This window comes from Vibrio sp. ABG19, from assembly GCF_029962385.1.
Taxonomy (GTDB): Bacteria; Pseudomonadota; Gammaproteobacteria; order Enterobacterales; family Vibrionaceae; genus Vibrio; species Vibrio ostreae.
Map to the genome: position 1 here is coordinate 233187 of NZ_CP071707.1, position 15769 is coordinate 248955.

Below are 15769 nucleotides of genomic sequence, written 5' to 3' on the forward strand. Positions count from 1 at the left end.
GTTCCACCTCTTCGCTTCAAGGATTTGATATGACTGACGTTTCGTTTACTTCTCTCACGCAGTGGTTCCCCGACCACACAGTCATTCCGCTCTGGCCATCGACTCAGCCCGTCCCCGACCTTGCGCCTCGTTTCAGTGACCGCAGCAGTGATGAAGTGGTGCGCGACCGAGAAGTTTCTCAGGTTACCCAGCCAGAGATGGTAGTGGTAACTTCTGAGCACTCCAACGGAATCGGCCTTGTGGTCTTACCCGGTGGCAGCTATCAGCGCGTAGCCTTTGACAAAGAAGGCATGGACACCGCCATCGCGATGAGTGAGAAAGGCTATACCGTGTTTGTGATGACCTACCGTATGCCAGGCGATGGCCATGCGGAGGGTGTGCACGCACCGCTGGCGGATGCTCAGCGCGCCATCAGGCTGGTTCGGGCTCATGCTCAGCGCTGGGGACTTCGTCATATCGGCATCATTGGTTTTTCAGCAGGCGGACACGCGGCGGGCACACTAATGGTACATCACCATCAAGCAGTTTACCTTTTACAGGATTCTGCCGATTTACTGTCGCCACGCCCAGATTTTGCAGCGCTGATGTATCCTGTAATCAGCATGGATGAAGAGATCGGCCACGACGGGTCCCGTTATGAACTGATGGGCGACGATCCGGATACAGCGACTCGTCAGCACTATTCGCTACACACCCAGGTGCGCCCAGATACACCACCCTGCTTTCTGATGCACGCCAGCGATGACAACGCCGTCAAAGCCGACAACAGCCTGGTCTTCTGGCAGTCCCTAAAAGCGTACCATGTCCCAACCGAACTGCACATTTTTGCCCGCGGCGGCCACGGCTTTGGCCTGCGCGGTGTCCAGCATCTGCCCGCCAAACACTGGCCACAGCTACTCGACACTTGGGTACAGAGCTTGTACATCTCGGCGTCCACGCGGTAACTTCAACGTCAAGTAGCACGTAGAGTACATGCCGGCTTTTGCTCTTTAACTTCACACGCAAAAACTCAAATAAAGACCCAATTCACAATTTAAATGAACCATAGTTTTAAATTTATTGTTTCATGTTTTTGTTGTTGTCATAATGACGTCAGATTATTTTGAGGAGTACTCCAATGAAGATGAATCGAGTCGCGGTCATCGGCGAATGCATGGTGGAATTGCAAAAAGCCGACGATCAGCTCAAGCAGAGTTTTGGTGGCGATACGCTAAATACTGCACTCTATCTGTCTCGCCTGACGCAGCAATACGGCATCACCACCTCTTATGTGACCGGATTAGGGAAAGATCCGTTCAGCAAACAGATGTTGACCAGTTGGCAGCAGGAAGGGATCAACACCGATCTGGTACAGATCTCCGAGAGCAAACTGCCGGGTATCTACGCAATTGAAACCGCACCGGATGGTGAGCGCAGTTTCTACTACTGGCGTAACGATTCTGCGGCGAAGTACTGGCTGCGCGAAAGCCCGCTGCTGAGCCTGGCAGAAAAGCTTAGCCAACATCAGGTGGTTTACCTCAGCGGTATCAGCCTGGCGATTTTACCCACAGATTGCCGTAAAAAATTAGTTGAGCTGCTCACACTGTGTCGCAAAGATGGCGTAACCATCGCCTTCGATAATAACTACCGTCCTGCCCTGTGGGAATCTGCCCAGGCAGCGCGCGACATGTACGCCAGTATTCTGCGTTTAACGGATATCGCGTTTCTGACATTTGACGATGAAGTGATGCTTTATGGCGATAGCGCGGAACAGCAGGCGATCGAGCGCACGCAAGGTTTTGGCGTCAAAGAGATCGTGGTGAAACGTGGCGCGGACGAATGTTTTGTCGTGACGCCTGATGATTTTATTGCCGTACCGGCCATCAAAGTGAGCAAAGTGGTAGACACCACCGCCGCCGGTGACTCATTCAGCGCTGGTTATCTGGCCAAACGTCTCACTGGTGGCAGTACCGTCGACTCCGCGGTTTGTGGCCACGCTCTGGCGAGCACCGTTATTCAACATCGTGGGGCAATTATTCCGTGCGATGTCATGCCTCTAATTTAAGGATGGAAAAATGAAAACTCTTAACGAGCAACTGCGCGAAATCAAAGTCGTTCCGGTTATTGCAATCAAAGACGCGGACAAAGCCGTAAAACTTGCCGAAGTGCTGATTGAGAACGGCCTGCCTTGTGCAGAAGTGACTTTCCGTACTGAACAAGCTGCGCTGGCAATGAAAAACATGCGTGAAGCTTTCCCGGACATGCTGATCGGCGCGGGTACGGTACTGACCACAACTCAGGTAGACCAGGCGATTGAAGCGGGTGTCGACTTTGTTGTCAGCCCGGGCTTTAACCCAACCACAGTGAAATACTGTCAGCAGCGCGGCGTGACCATCGTCCCTGGCGTGAACAATCCAAGCCTGGTTGAGCAAGCGATGGAATTGGGTCTGGATACACTGAAATTCTTCCCGGCTGAGCCTTCTGGCGGTATCGCTATGCTCAAAGCCCTGACGGCCGTTTACCCGGTCAGCTTCATGCCAACCGGCGGCGTGAGTCCGGGCAATGTGAAGGACTACCTCGCTATTTCAGCGGTGCTGGCGTGTGGCGGAACCTGGATGGTACCCAACGATCTTATCGACAATGAGCAATGGGATGAACTGGCTCGACTGGTCAAACAAGTCGCCACTGTTGTTGGTGATTAGGTAATCACTCACAAAGCATCGCATTCTGATTTGCTTGTGCCTTAGTTAATCTGGATTGTTATTTTTGCAATATACAAGCTCCTGATTTAACCAGATAAAATACCCAAAAGGTCCATACACAGTATGGGCCTTTTATTTAGCGGACAATATAGTAAAACCATCGTCAGAACGAATAAAGGCACCCGCGAATTTTTACGCTATTTTACATAAAGAGAACAGAGGTTTTCTAGAGTGCCGCCTATACTGTTATTTGGTTACTCACAGGAGAAATCAAATGAAACGAATAATAGTAGTATTAGCTCTCACCGGTTTAGCCGCGTGTAGTTCAAACAGTATGCCGGATTCATATTCAAGCTCTGACTGGCAGAAATTTGGGTATGAGCAAGGAGTTTCCGGGCTGGTAAAACTATCCGGTAAAGAAATGAAGCAAGCTGAATTAATGACTGCCTACAACAAGGGATATGAGCAAGGCCGAAACGTATATTGCCAGCAAGATGCCTTATCACTGGGCAAATTACATCGTCCTTATCACGGCGTATGTGATGAAATTGATCCTACTTTCCGTACGAAATACCGTGAAGGAACGTGGTGGGACGATGGGGCAAGTTTGGAATAGTGCTTCCGTCAGCGGTGAATCGTTCGGGGCTGAGTACATAGAAATCTCTACGCTGATGCTGTTAACTGGCCTTGCCGTGACACGGCAAGGCCTTATTTTATTGTTCAATTTTCAGCTTTCGCGCCAGTTTCTTCAGCGCTTGATTACGTTGAATTTCGTCCAAAACCAGGTCCGCCACCATTTCAGCCCCCTGCTGCTGAAAATGTGTTGTATCCGGTTTTTCCAGGCTACCGGTTCGTCCCAAGTAATACGGAAACTCCGCACTATCAACCGCCAACCACAGTTGACGCCAATTACCATGCTGATTAGCAGCGGAGACAACTCGTTGCTGAATATCCAATAGGGGTAACTGATGATATTGGGCTGTATCCAGCACTGTCTGATAATAACTGCCAACATATTTATATCCTTGCTGACTGTTTTGTCGAGTAATATGCTGATTAGCCGTTATAGGTAATGCCGCTTGATTATCCGCATTGAGAACCCTGGGAACTGATGTGAGTAAAACCGGATGCATCTTATGTTCGAGTGCAAAAGCGATATAACGCTCCAGCGAGTGTTGAAAAGAAAGCAGTTCTTCCCCCTGTTCAAACTGTGGAAGCCCACTGACATCATTGGGATAAGTACACAAATTAGCAACGTCAATGACACCACGTTTGGCTTTAGCGCCATTACATTTTTCATCATTATGCCCAAACTGAATAAACAGATAATCGCCAGGTTTTACTAACGGTCGCAAATAACTCAACCAAAGGCCGTTAATATAATCACGTGAACTACGACCAGAACGGGCGGCATTGACCACCGACAAGCTAGGATTCGCCGTCAATTTCGCAGCCAACGCCTGTCCCCACCCCATACGTGGATAAACATCCGGTTCATAATTAGAAGCCGTCGAATCACCCACGATAAACAGTCGGGTATCCGCTTCTGTTATTCGTTGCTGCGCTAATGCAAGTTGCGTCTTGTTCTTGAGATAATTGGCGCCAGGCTCAAGGCTTAAGATCGGCTGAAATGCCAGGTCGGTCAAAGACACCTGATTAGCCAATCCGGTCTGACTGTTGTAACCCCGATTATGGATCACTTTGTTGGAGAGGGATTTCATTTCTTGATGCCACTGCTCAGAGTAATCCACAGGGCTGAATTTTTCCTCTGTTTGCTGACTAAAATCAATAAAGTTCCGCTTCGTCTGTAACCATACCGAACGTGAAAATACCGGTAGTCCTTCCATCCCAAGCAGCTGTTGCGGGCCATCAATTCCGGCCTGTTCAGCCAGTTCTGAAACTTGCAAATCACTGAATGCGTTGACATTACCTGTGGTAATACCATTATTGACAACATCGGCTACCAGTGCACTGACACAAATCGAACGGGGTTGGTCACTATGCAAGCAAGACGCTCCACTGTGATCATCGGCACTGATCAGGAGGGGAGGTGTCATACCTGCTATCGAAATACGATAGCGTCCGCGCTGGTCCGTATCGACCATGCTCTGCTGACCCAAGGAGTCTTTTACTGTCACCTGCGACGGAAACTGCATCAGTTGATGCAGGACTTCCCCCTGCAATTCGCTCTCACTGCCAAGAGAAAGATCGGGCTCCCAGCCAGCGAGGATCACGTTATCCTGATAGGCCAAATTATCTTCATCACTTAACTGCGGACGTTGCGCGACCGATACCGCTCCCTCACCCCAATTGCCATATTCCCAGAACCGCGAGTCACTTGGATAAAACCAGATAGGCTGCTGATTAATATCCTTCCCGCTCATTCTATCCCAGCCATAAATATGGTTATCCATCTCGCAATTGATAAAGGCGGCATGCCCAATGGCATTGGGATCAGCATAACGGCCATCGCTGAAAGTCGTCGTTGGATGCCAAGGGCGCCCTAAACCATAACTGTTGGCCGGAACCCCCGGTTCTTTAATGATCCGACAATCTTTAAAAACAAGCCCAAAGGGTTGATTAATATTGGTTGAGGGCGCGGTGATGTACCCATACACGCCGCCGCTTTCAACATCATCACGATCACGTGCGATGATCTCCGCTTGCTTAAACAAGCCGGTACCGTGACCAAAAATAAAATCGACCGTGCCGCTGATACGCGACTGTTCAAAGACACTACGCCCGCCACGCAAATATAACGTATCCTGGTAACCGACCAGGTTAACATCCTTAAACTGAGCCCGATCAGCCGTTCTTGACACCATCAATGCAACAGCCTGAGTATGCTGTAGTTTGCTCGGATCATCGTCTGACTTAGCCTGATTAGCAATAAAATCAAAGCCATTTTCAATGGTCAATGTACGCGCTTTAAAATCATTCGCATCAACATATACGGTGCGGCTACCAGACGTTCCCATACGCACGCCATTTTTATCCAAAGTCCCGTTGGCATACGATGCAGTGATAATAGTATGCTCACGATCCTCACCAATCAGGTAAAGGCGGTCACGGCTGATATTTAACCGCTCTTTATACACACCGTTACGAATATAGATAACAAACTGCTGATTATCGCGAGGCGCTGCATCAATAGCCTGCTGAACCGAAATAAAATCACCGCTGCCATCCTGTGCAACCACAACATCATAAAGTGGTACAGCCATTAACCCTCCGCCATAAAGCAATGCAGATACTCCTAACGCTATTTGATACCTATTCATATCACCCTCTTTCAAGTCGTGCGGTTGCTATTCGTCTTTGCCACTCAAAGGAGGCAAAGCCTAGGATTAGTAATAAAAAAGCATGTAATGAGAAAGGGGCTTACTAAGAAAAAAGTAAGCCCGGGACAGACAATTAGTCCATGTTTAAGATGTGCCGGATTTTTTCTACCTGAAGGTCACCCGGATGTACTTCACCGTCTGTTGGCTTCGCGGCTGCTTGCAGTGCTTCCTGTGTTGACCGATCAACTCCTTGTGTTGACTCATCATAGATAAAGCGATTGCCGCGCAACGTTTCACCGTTCACCACATCGCGGTATTGGCTGGCGATATAAAAACGGTACGATTGATTATCAATAAACTCTCCCTGTTTACCCGCGGCTTCGTAAGGGCTCTTACGAAACAAGTAGTTAAATCGAACGTTATCAATCGATACGTTATTTTCCAGCGTCAGTGCGCCCGGGTTGAAGTTATCGGTAAAGCCATCCATATTGTTTCGAAAGGCAAGGTTGTTTTTCACAATGTGTGCAACCGGTAACCCTTCACCGCCGAGCTTAAATCCGTTACCCCGGGTTCCGCCTTGCACGTCAACCTGCAAAGTCTGGCCATTCATATACGATACTGAATCGAGGATCGTCACAACACCATTAGCGCCATCTTCGACCTTATTAAACAGGTCCCATCCGTCATCTATATTGTGGTGTGATATGCAGCGTATAAACGTATTACCATCACCAATGCGCATTTTGGCAGCAAAACCGTCTGCGTTGATCTGCGATTCATCCATATTATTGAAGCTAACACTATCGGTCACCAGGTTATAACTTGCCCACAACGCCCGGCCAATACCATCCGGTGAAGAAATCTGAAAGCCGGTATCCGGAGCGCCATGCGTTACCATGTGTGAAAAATGGTTGTGACTACCATGTACTATGGTACGTGCGCCAGCCACTTCAATATTCGAAACCTTCCAGTAACTGGCTTCATGAAGATACGGACCAACAAAACGGACCTTATTACCCAGAGGTTGCAACGTTTTCATTTTTTCAGCAGTCCCGCTGGCACTGATCGGAAGCTCAAGACCATCATAGTCGCCATCTTCGAGTAGGATCTTACCTCCTGGGGGAAGGAGAATTACGGCTTGCGCTAATGTTAAACGGCCATTGTTCCCTTTGGGGTTAACTCTGATTTCCATCGGGTTATCCAGTACCACTTTTTCTACATTGTACTGGTAACTCATCGGTTGCCTGTCTGGCCCCTCAGAAGGTGTGTAGATCACCTCAAATGGCGTTATCGCCTGCTCCAGTACTGTCGGAAATACAAACATTTCACCCGCTGTAACCCTTTGTTTTTCGACTATAGGCTGACCATTCTGCAACACACTAAATAAACCGGTGTAATTTGCTCGGGCCTGTAAAACATAGTCATCCGTCGCCGATTTATCCGGAGAGGATTGTTGCAGTACCGGGTTGACCAATTTGGCGTGATAGCGTGGAGCATCCACAGTATCGGCTTTTGCGAGCGTCAATGTGACATTGCTGACCGTCATCTTTGCGTTACGAGAGGCAAAAAAGCCCACATACTGATGTTCGCTATCTTGCATTTCGACAATGTTAGCGTTAGCGCCGTTGACCTGTTGGGTTTTAATGATTTGGCCATCATCGTAACTCACAACGTAACCTGAGTTAGTGCGTGTAAGAGACATTTGATAAGTCTTACCCAGACCAAATTCGACACCTTCAACGTAGACATCGCGACTCATCCTGTTACCTGCCGTACCCCAGGGTTGATATATTCCTTCACGATAAGTGGCATCAATATTGACAAGCCCATTGCTCGCTTTTTTATTCGCTCTCACCAGGTTCATCACCATATTTGATGAAGAAGGGAACTCCTCCAGCCCTTCAGGCTGGGGATCCAGGCGAGCTTTGCCCAGAATATCACGCACCATCAAGCCCGCCCCTTCCTGACGGTTGGGGCTGGACCCTGTTTCAGGACCAAGTTGCTCAATGGTTACCTGCGCTGACAGGGTAAAATTAGTGCCGGAGGGTAATTGGGTATAATAAAACGTGCCCCCCTCATGGGAATTTGCAATTTTTCCACCGCGGCTCTCGAGCGTAAATTCGGATGCGATAGGACCGGGCTGAACCAGCTTGCCTTTAGCAACAACCTGGTTCATACCCACTTTTTCAGGAAGAATCGTGGAACCAAAATTCAAATCAGTCGATTGACCGAATGTAATTGCCTGCCAGACCTGACCACTGTCCAGAACTGGAGAACTGGTTGAACAGGCAGAGATTGCAAGTAAAGAAGAGGCACAAAGTACCAAAGGAATCGTTTTCATCGGGTCACCTTTCACAGGAAGAAAATTGGCCCAATACAATCTAATGTTGAGCCAACCTGACATGCTGATGCAATTAAAAACTGTATTTCACACCAGCACGAAAACGTGGGCGGTAGCTATCGACTTCGTCATCATCCTTTCTTGAAGGCGTTACACCGATTTCGCCAAATGGCCTCCAACCGCTTTCAAGCCCTTGATATTCAAATGTAAAGTTAACTTCACTGATACCATCACTGTCATCTTTGTAGACAATCTGCCCTTCCTGCTTCCAGGTGTAGTCCATGGATGCACCCAACGACCAATGTTCAATACCTTTGTATCCTGCTCCGAATGTCCAACGATTGTAGTGAGAGCTTTTGTCCACATTAGGTTTTGTCTCATAGTGATAACGATGGCGGAATGACACACCCCACTCATCATTCACTTTATAATCCAGTTTGAGGTTAAACTGGTTACCCCACTTACCATCGCTGGATTCCCATTTATATTGAGGAGTCAGGGATAACGAGTCAGTCAGTTTATAACGATAGCTAATATTGGCTTGTTGACCATTACCGGCAAATTCACTAAATGGATCTTGGTTCAGTTCACCATCTTTATTATTTGACGCCCACTTAGCTTCCACTTCAAAGCCTACGCCATTCGCAAAACGATGGCTAACGGCCACGCGATCTTTGTGCGATGCCCCCGCCCGGTCACCATGTTCTGGTTGAAACTCATGACGAATATTAATAGTAGCGGCACTTGCTGAAGTTGCAGTTAAAGCAAGTATCATGGCAGAGAACAACATGTTAATCTTCATAATTAAAACACCATTTTGTTTTTATTGATTTGATTGTTTCATTTTATTTATAACACATGAATATGGAAGATTAAGATCAGTAAAGTGTGATCAATGAAACCAGCCAACACTAGAAACAAAAAATATTTGTGACCAAAGTTGAAATATCGGTTCATTTTAATAAAAAAACAACTAATACCAAGCGTGAATAAATTTACAAAATCAATGTGAAAAGCCCACTTTTCATTCCCCCCCTCTTACATTGAACAAAAAACACCACATATATATAAATTAAATCAATAACTTAAACAAAAAAACAATCTAGCCACATTGACCTCGAACAACACTACCCTCTCTACAATCAAAAAAACAAAACACTGTTTCACATTTTTTTATTTAATTGCCCAAAAAAAATAACATCGATCACACTTATCGTTTAACTCTGTAGAATTTCATTATTTATCTGCGTTAAATGAATTTCATAAGCTAATAACTAGAGTCATAAAATGAATCATGGTTTAGCGAAAAATAAACTAACGAGGATGAGAAAATGTATGAAAGTCGTAAGCTAGGATTGGCGTACCTGTCTCCCTACATCATAGGGTTGATTGTGTTTACTGCCTTTCCTTTTGTTTCGTCATTTTTGATGAGCTTTACCGATTATGACTTGATGACCGCACCCAAATTTGTCGGTATCGAGAACTATCGTTATATGCTCACAGAGGACGATTTATTCTGGAAATCAATGAGCGTCACCTTCGCGTACGTTTTCTTGACCATTCCAGTCAAATTAGCGTTTGCGCTGTTTATTGCCTTTATCTTGAACTTCAAGCTCAAGGGCATCGGCTTTTTTCGCACCGCTTACTATATTCCGTCGATTCTCGGCAGCAGCATTGCGATCGCCGTTCTGTGGCGCGCTCTGTTTGCCATCGATGGTGTGTTAAACGGCATGCTGGGCTTTATTGGCATCGACCCGGTCAACTGGCTTGGCGAACCCTCTTTTGCTCTGTTCTCGATCACACTACTGCGAGCGTGGCAGTTCGGGTCAGCGATGGTGATCTTCCTCGCGGCTCTGCAGAACGTGCCGCAATCTCAGTATGAAGCGGCCCTGATTGACGGTGCCAGCAAGTGGCAAATGTTCATGAAAGTGACCGTGCCACTGATCACCCCTGTGATTTTCTTCAACTTCATCATGCAAACCACACAAGCCTTTCAGGAGTTCACAGCGCCTTACGTTGTCACTGGCGGTGGCCCGATGAAGTCGACGTATCTGATCTCACTCTACATCTACGAAACTGCATTTAAGTTCTTCGACATGGGCTACGGCAGCGCGCTGGCTTGGTCGCTGTTTATTGTGGTGGCGATTTTCACTGCCATCACATTCCGTTCATCAAAATACTGGGTGTTTTATTCCGGTGACAAGGGAGGCAAATAACCATGTCTACAACCATCACTGCTCAAAACGAGGCCAGCGAAATCCGTGCCAGTAACGTCGAGAACGAACGCACACTGCGCCGTGAAAAGATCAACGCCACCATTCGCTACACTGTGTTGATCATCGTCGGCATTATGATGCTCTACCCCTTGCTGTGGATGTTCTCCGCCGCCATGAAACCCAACCATGAAATCTTCTCTTCCATGAGCCTGATTCCCAGCGAATGGAGCCTGGAAGGATTCATCAACGGTTGGAAAACCGGTACCGAGTTCACCTTCGCCCACTACATCATGAACACCTTCTTGTATGTGCTGCCTAAAGTGTTCTTTACCGTTGTTTCCTCAACCATCGTCGCCTACGCCTTTGCCCGCTTTGATATTCCGTGGAAGAAGTTCTGGTTCGCGACCTTGATCGCCACCATTTTGCTGCCTCAGTCAGTACTACTGATTCCTCAGTATTTAATGTTCCGTGAAATGGGTCTGCTGGACAGCTACTTACCGCTGTACCTGCCGCTGGCTTTCGCCACTCAAGGCTTCTTCGTCTTTATGTTGGTGCAGTTCCTGCGCGGCGTTCCAACGGACATGGAAGAAGCGGCGATGATTGACGGCTGCAACTCTTTCCAGGTGTTGTGGTACGTCGTGGTTCCGGTGATTCGCCCGGCCATCATCTCGGTAGCGCTGTTCCAGTTCATGTGGTCGGTGAACGACTTCCTTGGCCCATTGATCTACGTATCGAGCGTCGAGAAGTATCCGATTGCCCTGGCTCTGAAAATGTCTATCGACGTCACTGAAGGCGCGCGATGGAACGAGATTCTGGCCATGGCATCGATCGCCATCATCCCATCGATCATCGTGTTCTTCATGTCTCAGAAATATTTCGTGGAAGGCGTGACCAGCAGCGGCATTAAAGGCTGATTTTGGAATTAAACAAGTTTTGGAGTTAAAACAATGGCTGAAGTCAAATTCAACAAACTGGAAAAAGTCTATTCCAACGGATTCAAAGCCGTACACGGCATCGATCTGACCATTCGTGACGGAGAGTTTCTGGTGATCGTCGGCCCGTCGGGCTGTGCCAAATCCACCACCCTGCGCATGCTGGCCGGTCTGGAGAACATCACCGGTGGCGAAGTCACCATCGGCAACAAGATTGTCAACAACCTGCCACCGAAAAATCGCGGCATCGCGATGGTGTTTCAGAACTACGCGCTTTACCCGCACATGACGGTGCGCGAAAACCTAGGCTTCGGTCTCAAACTGCAAAAGCTGCCGAAGACAGAAATCGACCAACGTGTAAATGAAGCCGCTAAGATCCTGGAGATCGAAGAGCTGCTTGAACGTCTGCCGCGCCAGTTGTCTGGTGGTCAGGCGCAACGTGTGGCGGTGGGCCGCGCTATCGTGAAAAAGCCGGACGTCTTCCTGTTCGACGAACCACTTTCTAACCTCGATGCCAAACTTCGTGCCTCGATGCGCGTACGCATTTCGGATCTGCACAAGCACCTGAAAGCGGAAAACCGTCCCGCGACCGCGGTGTACGTCACGCACGATCAAACCGAAGCCATGACCATGGGCGATCGCATCTGCGTCATGAAACTCGGTGAAATCATGCAAGTCGACACGCCGGAAGAGCTGTACAACAACCCGGTCAATATGTTCGTCGCCGGCTTCATCGGTGCACCAGAAATGAACCTGCGCGACGTCACGCTGGATGACATCGACGGCGAGTTAGTGGTATCGCTGGAAGGTCAACACCTCACTCTGCCTGCGGACAAAGCCGCCAGCATCCAAGCCACTGGTTATCACAAAACTGTACTCGGCATTCGCCCGGACAACATCACGCTGGCGCTGACCGACGATATTCCGGAAGGAGTACAGGCGCTGACCGGCGATGTGATTCGCATGGAAAACATGGGCCACGAAGTATTTGTTTACTTCCGTGTCGGTAAAGAAGAGTTCACTGCTCGTGTGCCGATCGACGATGTGAAGGCCAAGCTCAACATGGAATTGAAACGCGGTGTGACCTTCATGGTGGACATGAACAAAGCACACATTTTCGATAAAGAAACCGAAAAGAACATCTCGCTAAAAAAATAAAATAGCTTGGAGGCTAACCCTATGAACATGAAAAGAACACTGCTATCAACGCTGACTGCGCTCGCGCTCAGTGGCATGGCTGCCAATGCCTACGCACAAACTGAACTGCGTATGTCCTGGTGGGGTGGCAATACCCGCCACCAGGCGACCTTGAAAGCGCTGGAAAAATTCCACGAAAAATACCCGGATATCGTCGTCAAAGGGGAATACACCGGTTGGGATGGTCACTTGTCGCGCCTGACCACGCAAATTGCAGGTAACACTGAGCCGGATGTGATGCAGACCAACTGGAACTGGCTGCCCATCTTCTCCCGCGATGGCGGCGGTTTTTACGACATGAACCAGAATAAAGATGCGTTGCAGGTGGCTCAGTTCCCGCAGCAGGCCATCAACATGACCACCGTCGACGGCAAGATCAACGGCCTGCCGGTGAGCATGACCTCTCGCGTGTTCTACTACAACAAGGACATCTGGGCGAAAGCGGGGGTGGGCTATCCGAAAACCTGGGATGAGCTGATGAAAGCGGGTCAGGCATTCAAACAAAACCTCGGCGACGGCTACTACCCACTGGTGATTGAAGCACGTGATGTGTTCGCGATGAACCGCTCGCTGTTCATTCAGAAACATGGCAAAGACATCATCAGCCACGACACCAACCTGCTGGCATTCAGCGACAAAGAGATGACCGAATTCTTCCAGCTTTATGTGGATCAGGTTAAAAACCACGTGTTCCCGTCGACCAAAGAGTTCGCTTCTTACGGCAAGGGTAACCTGTACGAAATGCGTCCTTGGATTGACGGCCGTTTTGGTGGCCTCTACATGTGGGATACCGCGGTTGAGAAATACGTTGACAACCTGCAGCCACCAATGTCGCTGGAACTAGGTCCCTACCCAATGGAAAACAATGCGGTAGAAGCTGGTCTGCTGGCTCGCCCATCGATGATGTTCTCTATCGGCCGCAACACCAAACATCCGCAAGAAGCGGCGAAACTGGTGAACTTCCTGCTCAACGATCCTGACGGTATTGAAGCACTGGGGCTGACACGCGGCATTCCAATGAGTCAGTCGGGGCTGTCGACGCTGCAACAAAGCGGCCACATCGACCCAAGCAGCCTGTCGTACCTTGGTTATGAGCAGGCCAAAGCGCTGCCTCAGAAAATCATGCCAACCACCTACACCGACAACGCACAGTTGATGGAACTATTCAGCGAGGAGATGCAGCATCTCGACTATGGCCAGTCCAGCGTCGAAGAAGCCGCCAAAAACTTCCTGCGCCGCGGTAACCGTGTATTGAAACGTATGAACTAAGCGTTCACGTGGTATCAGCACCCCTTGTCAGGGGTGCTTTTGCAGTTTGTGGCGCAGACGTTTTGAGTCGCCATGGGTAAGTCGCTCACATTGCAAAGGCCACTTACCCTTGTTCGATTTGTTCGAATGCATTATCCGTTGCTACTGCGCGGATCTTCTTATCTCCGAAAACTAAAATGGAGTGGCACTATGGTTTTCACCCGACATTCGCATCTCCCGTTACTGATGGATTACTATCAGCGCCTGTTGCAACTGGCGACCTCTCCTACCTCGCCGCTGCTGGCCGATGGAATTGATATCCACACCTTACAACCGGTGCACTGGACATACCCGGATGGCCAGCGCGTGCCGATGAGCAATTTCGCCAGCCAGCAGAATTTTCTGCGTGGCCTGACCGCACTCAGCACCCTCACTCAAGACCCTGGTTTTGAACAGCAGGCACGCCATATCACAGCGTATTTTTTCGATCATTATGTCGATGATGCCAGCGGCCTGTTTCACTGGGGCGGCCATCGGTTTATTCATTGGCAGAACGGCAATATTGAAGGCCCGGCCAGCAAAGAATGCGTGCACGAACTCAAACACCATTTCCCATTCTATGCCTTTTTACACCAGGTCAATCCGGCGAAAACCGAAACATTTCTCAAGGGGTTCTGGGCTGCACACGTCTCCGATTGGGAAAAGCTCGACCTCAGCCGTCACGGAGAATATGGTCAGCACTTTGATCCTGAGCTATTTACCCGCCACCAGCCGCAGCCTGTGGTTGAGCCAGCGCTCTGGCCTGCACTGCCCGAAACGGTTGGTCTGACGTTTGTTAACGCCGCCACCGATCTTATCTACGCCGCCAGTCATTATTTCCACTACACGCGAGATGAACATGCCAAACGTTGGGCAAAGCATCTTTATCAGCAGTTTGTTCTGGCGCGTCACCCGCAAACGGGCATGCCGGTGTATCAGTTTTCTTCGCCATTGCAACGCCAGCCGATCCCGGACGACGACACCCTGACCTACTCCTGGTTTGGCGATCGGGCAAAACGCCAGTTCGGCCCGGAATTTGGCGAGATTGCCCGTGAAGCCAATGTGCTGTTTCGCGACAGCTGGCCGGTGGTGGTTGATAATCCGCTGGCCATCCTCGAATGTGCTAAGCTGCTGGATGAGCCGCAGATGCGTCAATGGGCGATTGACGGCATCACGGCATACTTTGCCCATGCCTGGGATGAGACCCACAACCAAATGATTCCGATGTGGAACAGCGGCGAAGACATGACTGGCTATACGTTTGTGCGCGACGGTTACTATGGCGATAAAGGCACAACGTTGGCCAGACAGCCGACCGATCCTGCCTATCTGCTAACGCTGATCCGCGCCAGTCTGCAAAGTGAAGACGCCACGCTGCGTGATCTCACCGTGCGTATGTGGAAACGTTTCGGTTTGGGAGAACTCGATACCACCACCTTGCATGCAACACATGTGGCTGAGCAGACTACGCTGACGTCTTCTTATCTGCTCATGGCAATCCTTGAACTGCACGCCGCCAATCACGATGAAAGATTGCTGCGTTTAGCCGACAATATCGCAGAAAATCTGCTGTGCCAGCACTATCATGCCGGCTTCTTCTTGCCCGGACCGCTGCATCGTTATGTTCGACTTGATGATCCGCTGCCTTACGCGTTGCTGGCTCTTGAAGCGGCGCATCAGGGTATGTATGCCGATATTCCCGTGATGATTTCCAAAGGTGGCTACCTGCACGGTGAGCGCCTGGTAGGCGATGCCATCAAAACGGTGTACGACCACGACGTCATTTACAATCAGACCTCAGCGGCCTGAATGCTGTTCTCTTATTATTGATGGA

12 protein-coding genes are annotated in these 15769 nt (G+C 49.2%); 9 read left to right on the forward strand and 3 right to left on the reverse strand.

Annotation, left to right across the window (positions count from 1 at the left end; translation table 11 throughout):
• The first annotated feature begins 29 nt into the window (after nt 1-29).
• The 4 genes from J0X00_RS01050 (at nt 30) to J0X00_RS01065 (ending at nt 3297) form a co-directional block, all read left to right on the forward strand.
• The gene (locus J0X00_RS01050; protein ID WP_282476776.1) at nt 30-944 is read left to right on the forward strand and encodes an alpha/beta hydrolase; all 915 of its coding nucleotides are present in this window, start codon (nt 30-32) and stop codon (nt 942-944) included.
• Between the two features lie 173 nt (nt 945-1117).
• Complete coding sequence (locus tag J0X00_RS01055) at nt 1118-2044, forward strand: sugar kinase (protein ID WP_282476777.1); 927 nt, start codon at nt 1118-1120, stop codon at nt 2042-2044.
• A gap of 10 nt (nt 2045-2054) precedes the next feature.
• Nucleotides 2055-2681 carry a bifunctional 4-hydroxy-2-oxoglutarate aldolase/2-dehydro-3-deoxy-phosphogluconate aldolase gene (locus J0X00_RS01060; RefSeq protein WP_218561544.1) on the forward strand — a complete coding sequence of 209 codons (627 nt, stop codon included), beginning with the start codon at nt 2055-2057 and terminating at the stop codon, nt 2679-2681.
• A gap of 274 nt (nt 2682-2955) precedes the next feature.
• A complete protein-coding gene (locus J0X00_RS01065; protein ID WP_218561545.1) occupies nt 2956-3297 on the forward strand; it encodes a DUF2799 domain-containing protein in 342 nt (113 codons plus the stop codon).
• A 97-nt stretch (nt 3298-3394) separates the two neighbouring features.
• Here the strand turns inward: J0X00_RS01065 and J0X00_RS01070 are convergent, their stop codons facing one another.
• The 3 genes from J0X00_RS01070 to J0X00_RS01080 form a co-directional block, all read right to left on the reverse strand.
• Nucleotides 3395-5962, reverse strand: a complete 2568-nt coding sequence (locus J0X00_RS01070; protein WP_282476778.1) for a pectinesterase family protein — start codon at nt 5960-5962, stop codon at nt 3395-3397.
• Nucleotides 5963-6095: 133 nt separating this feature from the next.
• Nucleotides 6096-8303 (reverse strand): exopolygalacturonate lyase, encoded by a 2208-nt coding sequence (locus J0X00_RS01075; RefSeq protein WP_282476779.1) that lies wholly within the window; start codon nt 8301-8303, stop codon nt 6096-6098.
• Between the two features lie 73 nt (nt 8304-8376).
• Nucleotides 8377-9105: an oligogalacturonate-specific porin KdgM family protein gene (locus tag J0X00_RS01080; RefSeq protein ID WP_282476780.1), complete on the reverse strand. Its 729-nt coding sequence runs from the start codon at nt 9103-9105 to the stop codon at nt 8377-8379.
• A gap of 529 nt (nt 9106-9634) precedes the next feature.
• Here J0X00_RS01080 and J0X00_RS01085 point away from each other — a divergent pair.
• The 5 genes from J0X00_RS01085 (at nt 9635) to J0X00_RS01105 (ending at nt 15744) form a co-directional block, all read left to right on the forward strand.
• On the forward strand, nt 9635-10519 hold the full coding sequence (locus tag J0X00_RS01085; protein WP_020328923.1) for a sugar ABC transporter permease: 885 nt from the start codon (nt 9635-9637) through the stop codon (nt 10517-10519).
• 2 nt (nt 10520-10521) lie between these two features.
• Nucleotides 10522-11433: a carbohydrate ABC transporter permease gene (locus tag J0X00_RS01090; RefSeq protein WP_218561548.1), complete on the forward strand. Its 912-nt coding sequence runs from the start codon at nt 10522-10524 to the stop codon at nt 11431-11433.
• Between the two features lie 33 nt (nt 11434-11466).
• Nucleotides 11467-12609, forward strand: a complete 1143-nt coding sequence (gene ugpC, locus J0X00_RS01095; RefSeq protein ID WP_218561549.1) for a sn-glycerol-3-phosphate ABC transporter ATP-binding protein UgpC — start codon at nt 11467-11469, stop codon at nt 12607-12609.
• Nucleotides 12610-12630: 21 nt separating this feature from the next.
• The gene (locus J0X00_RS01100; protein ID WP_218561550.1) at nt 12631-13917 is read left to right on the forward strand and encodes an ABC transporter substrate-binding protein; all 1287 of its coding nucleotides are present in this window, start codon (nt 12631-12633) and stop codon (nt 13915-13917) included.
• Between the two features lie 189 nt (nt 13918-14106).
• Nucleotides 14107-15744 carry a pectate lyase gene (locus J0X00_RS01105; RefSeq protein ID WP_282476781.1) on the forward strand — a complete coding sequence of 546 codons (1638 nt, stop codon included), beginning with the start codon at nt 14107-14109 and terminating at the stop codon, nt 15742-15744.
• Nucleotides 15745-15769: the final 25 nt, after the last annotated feature.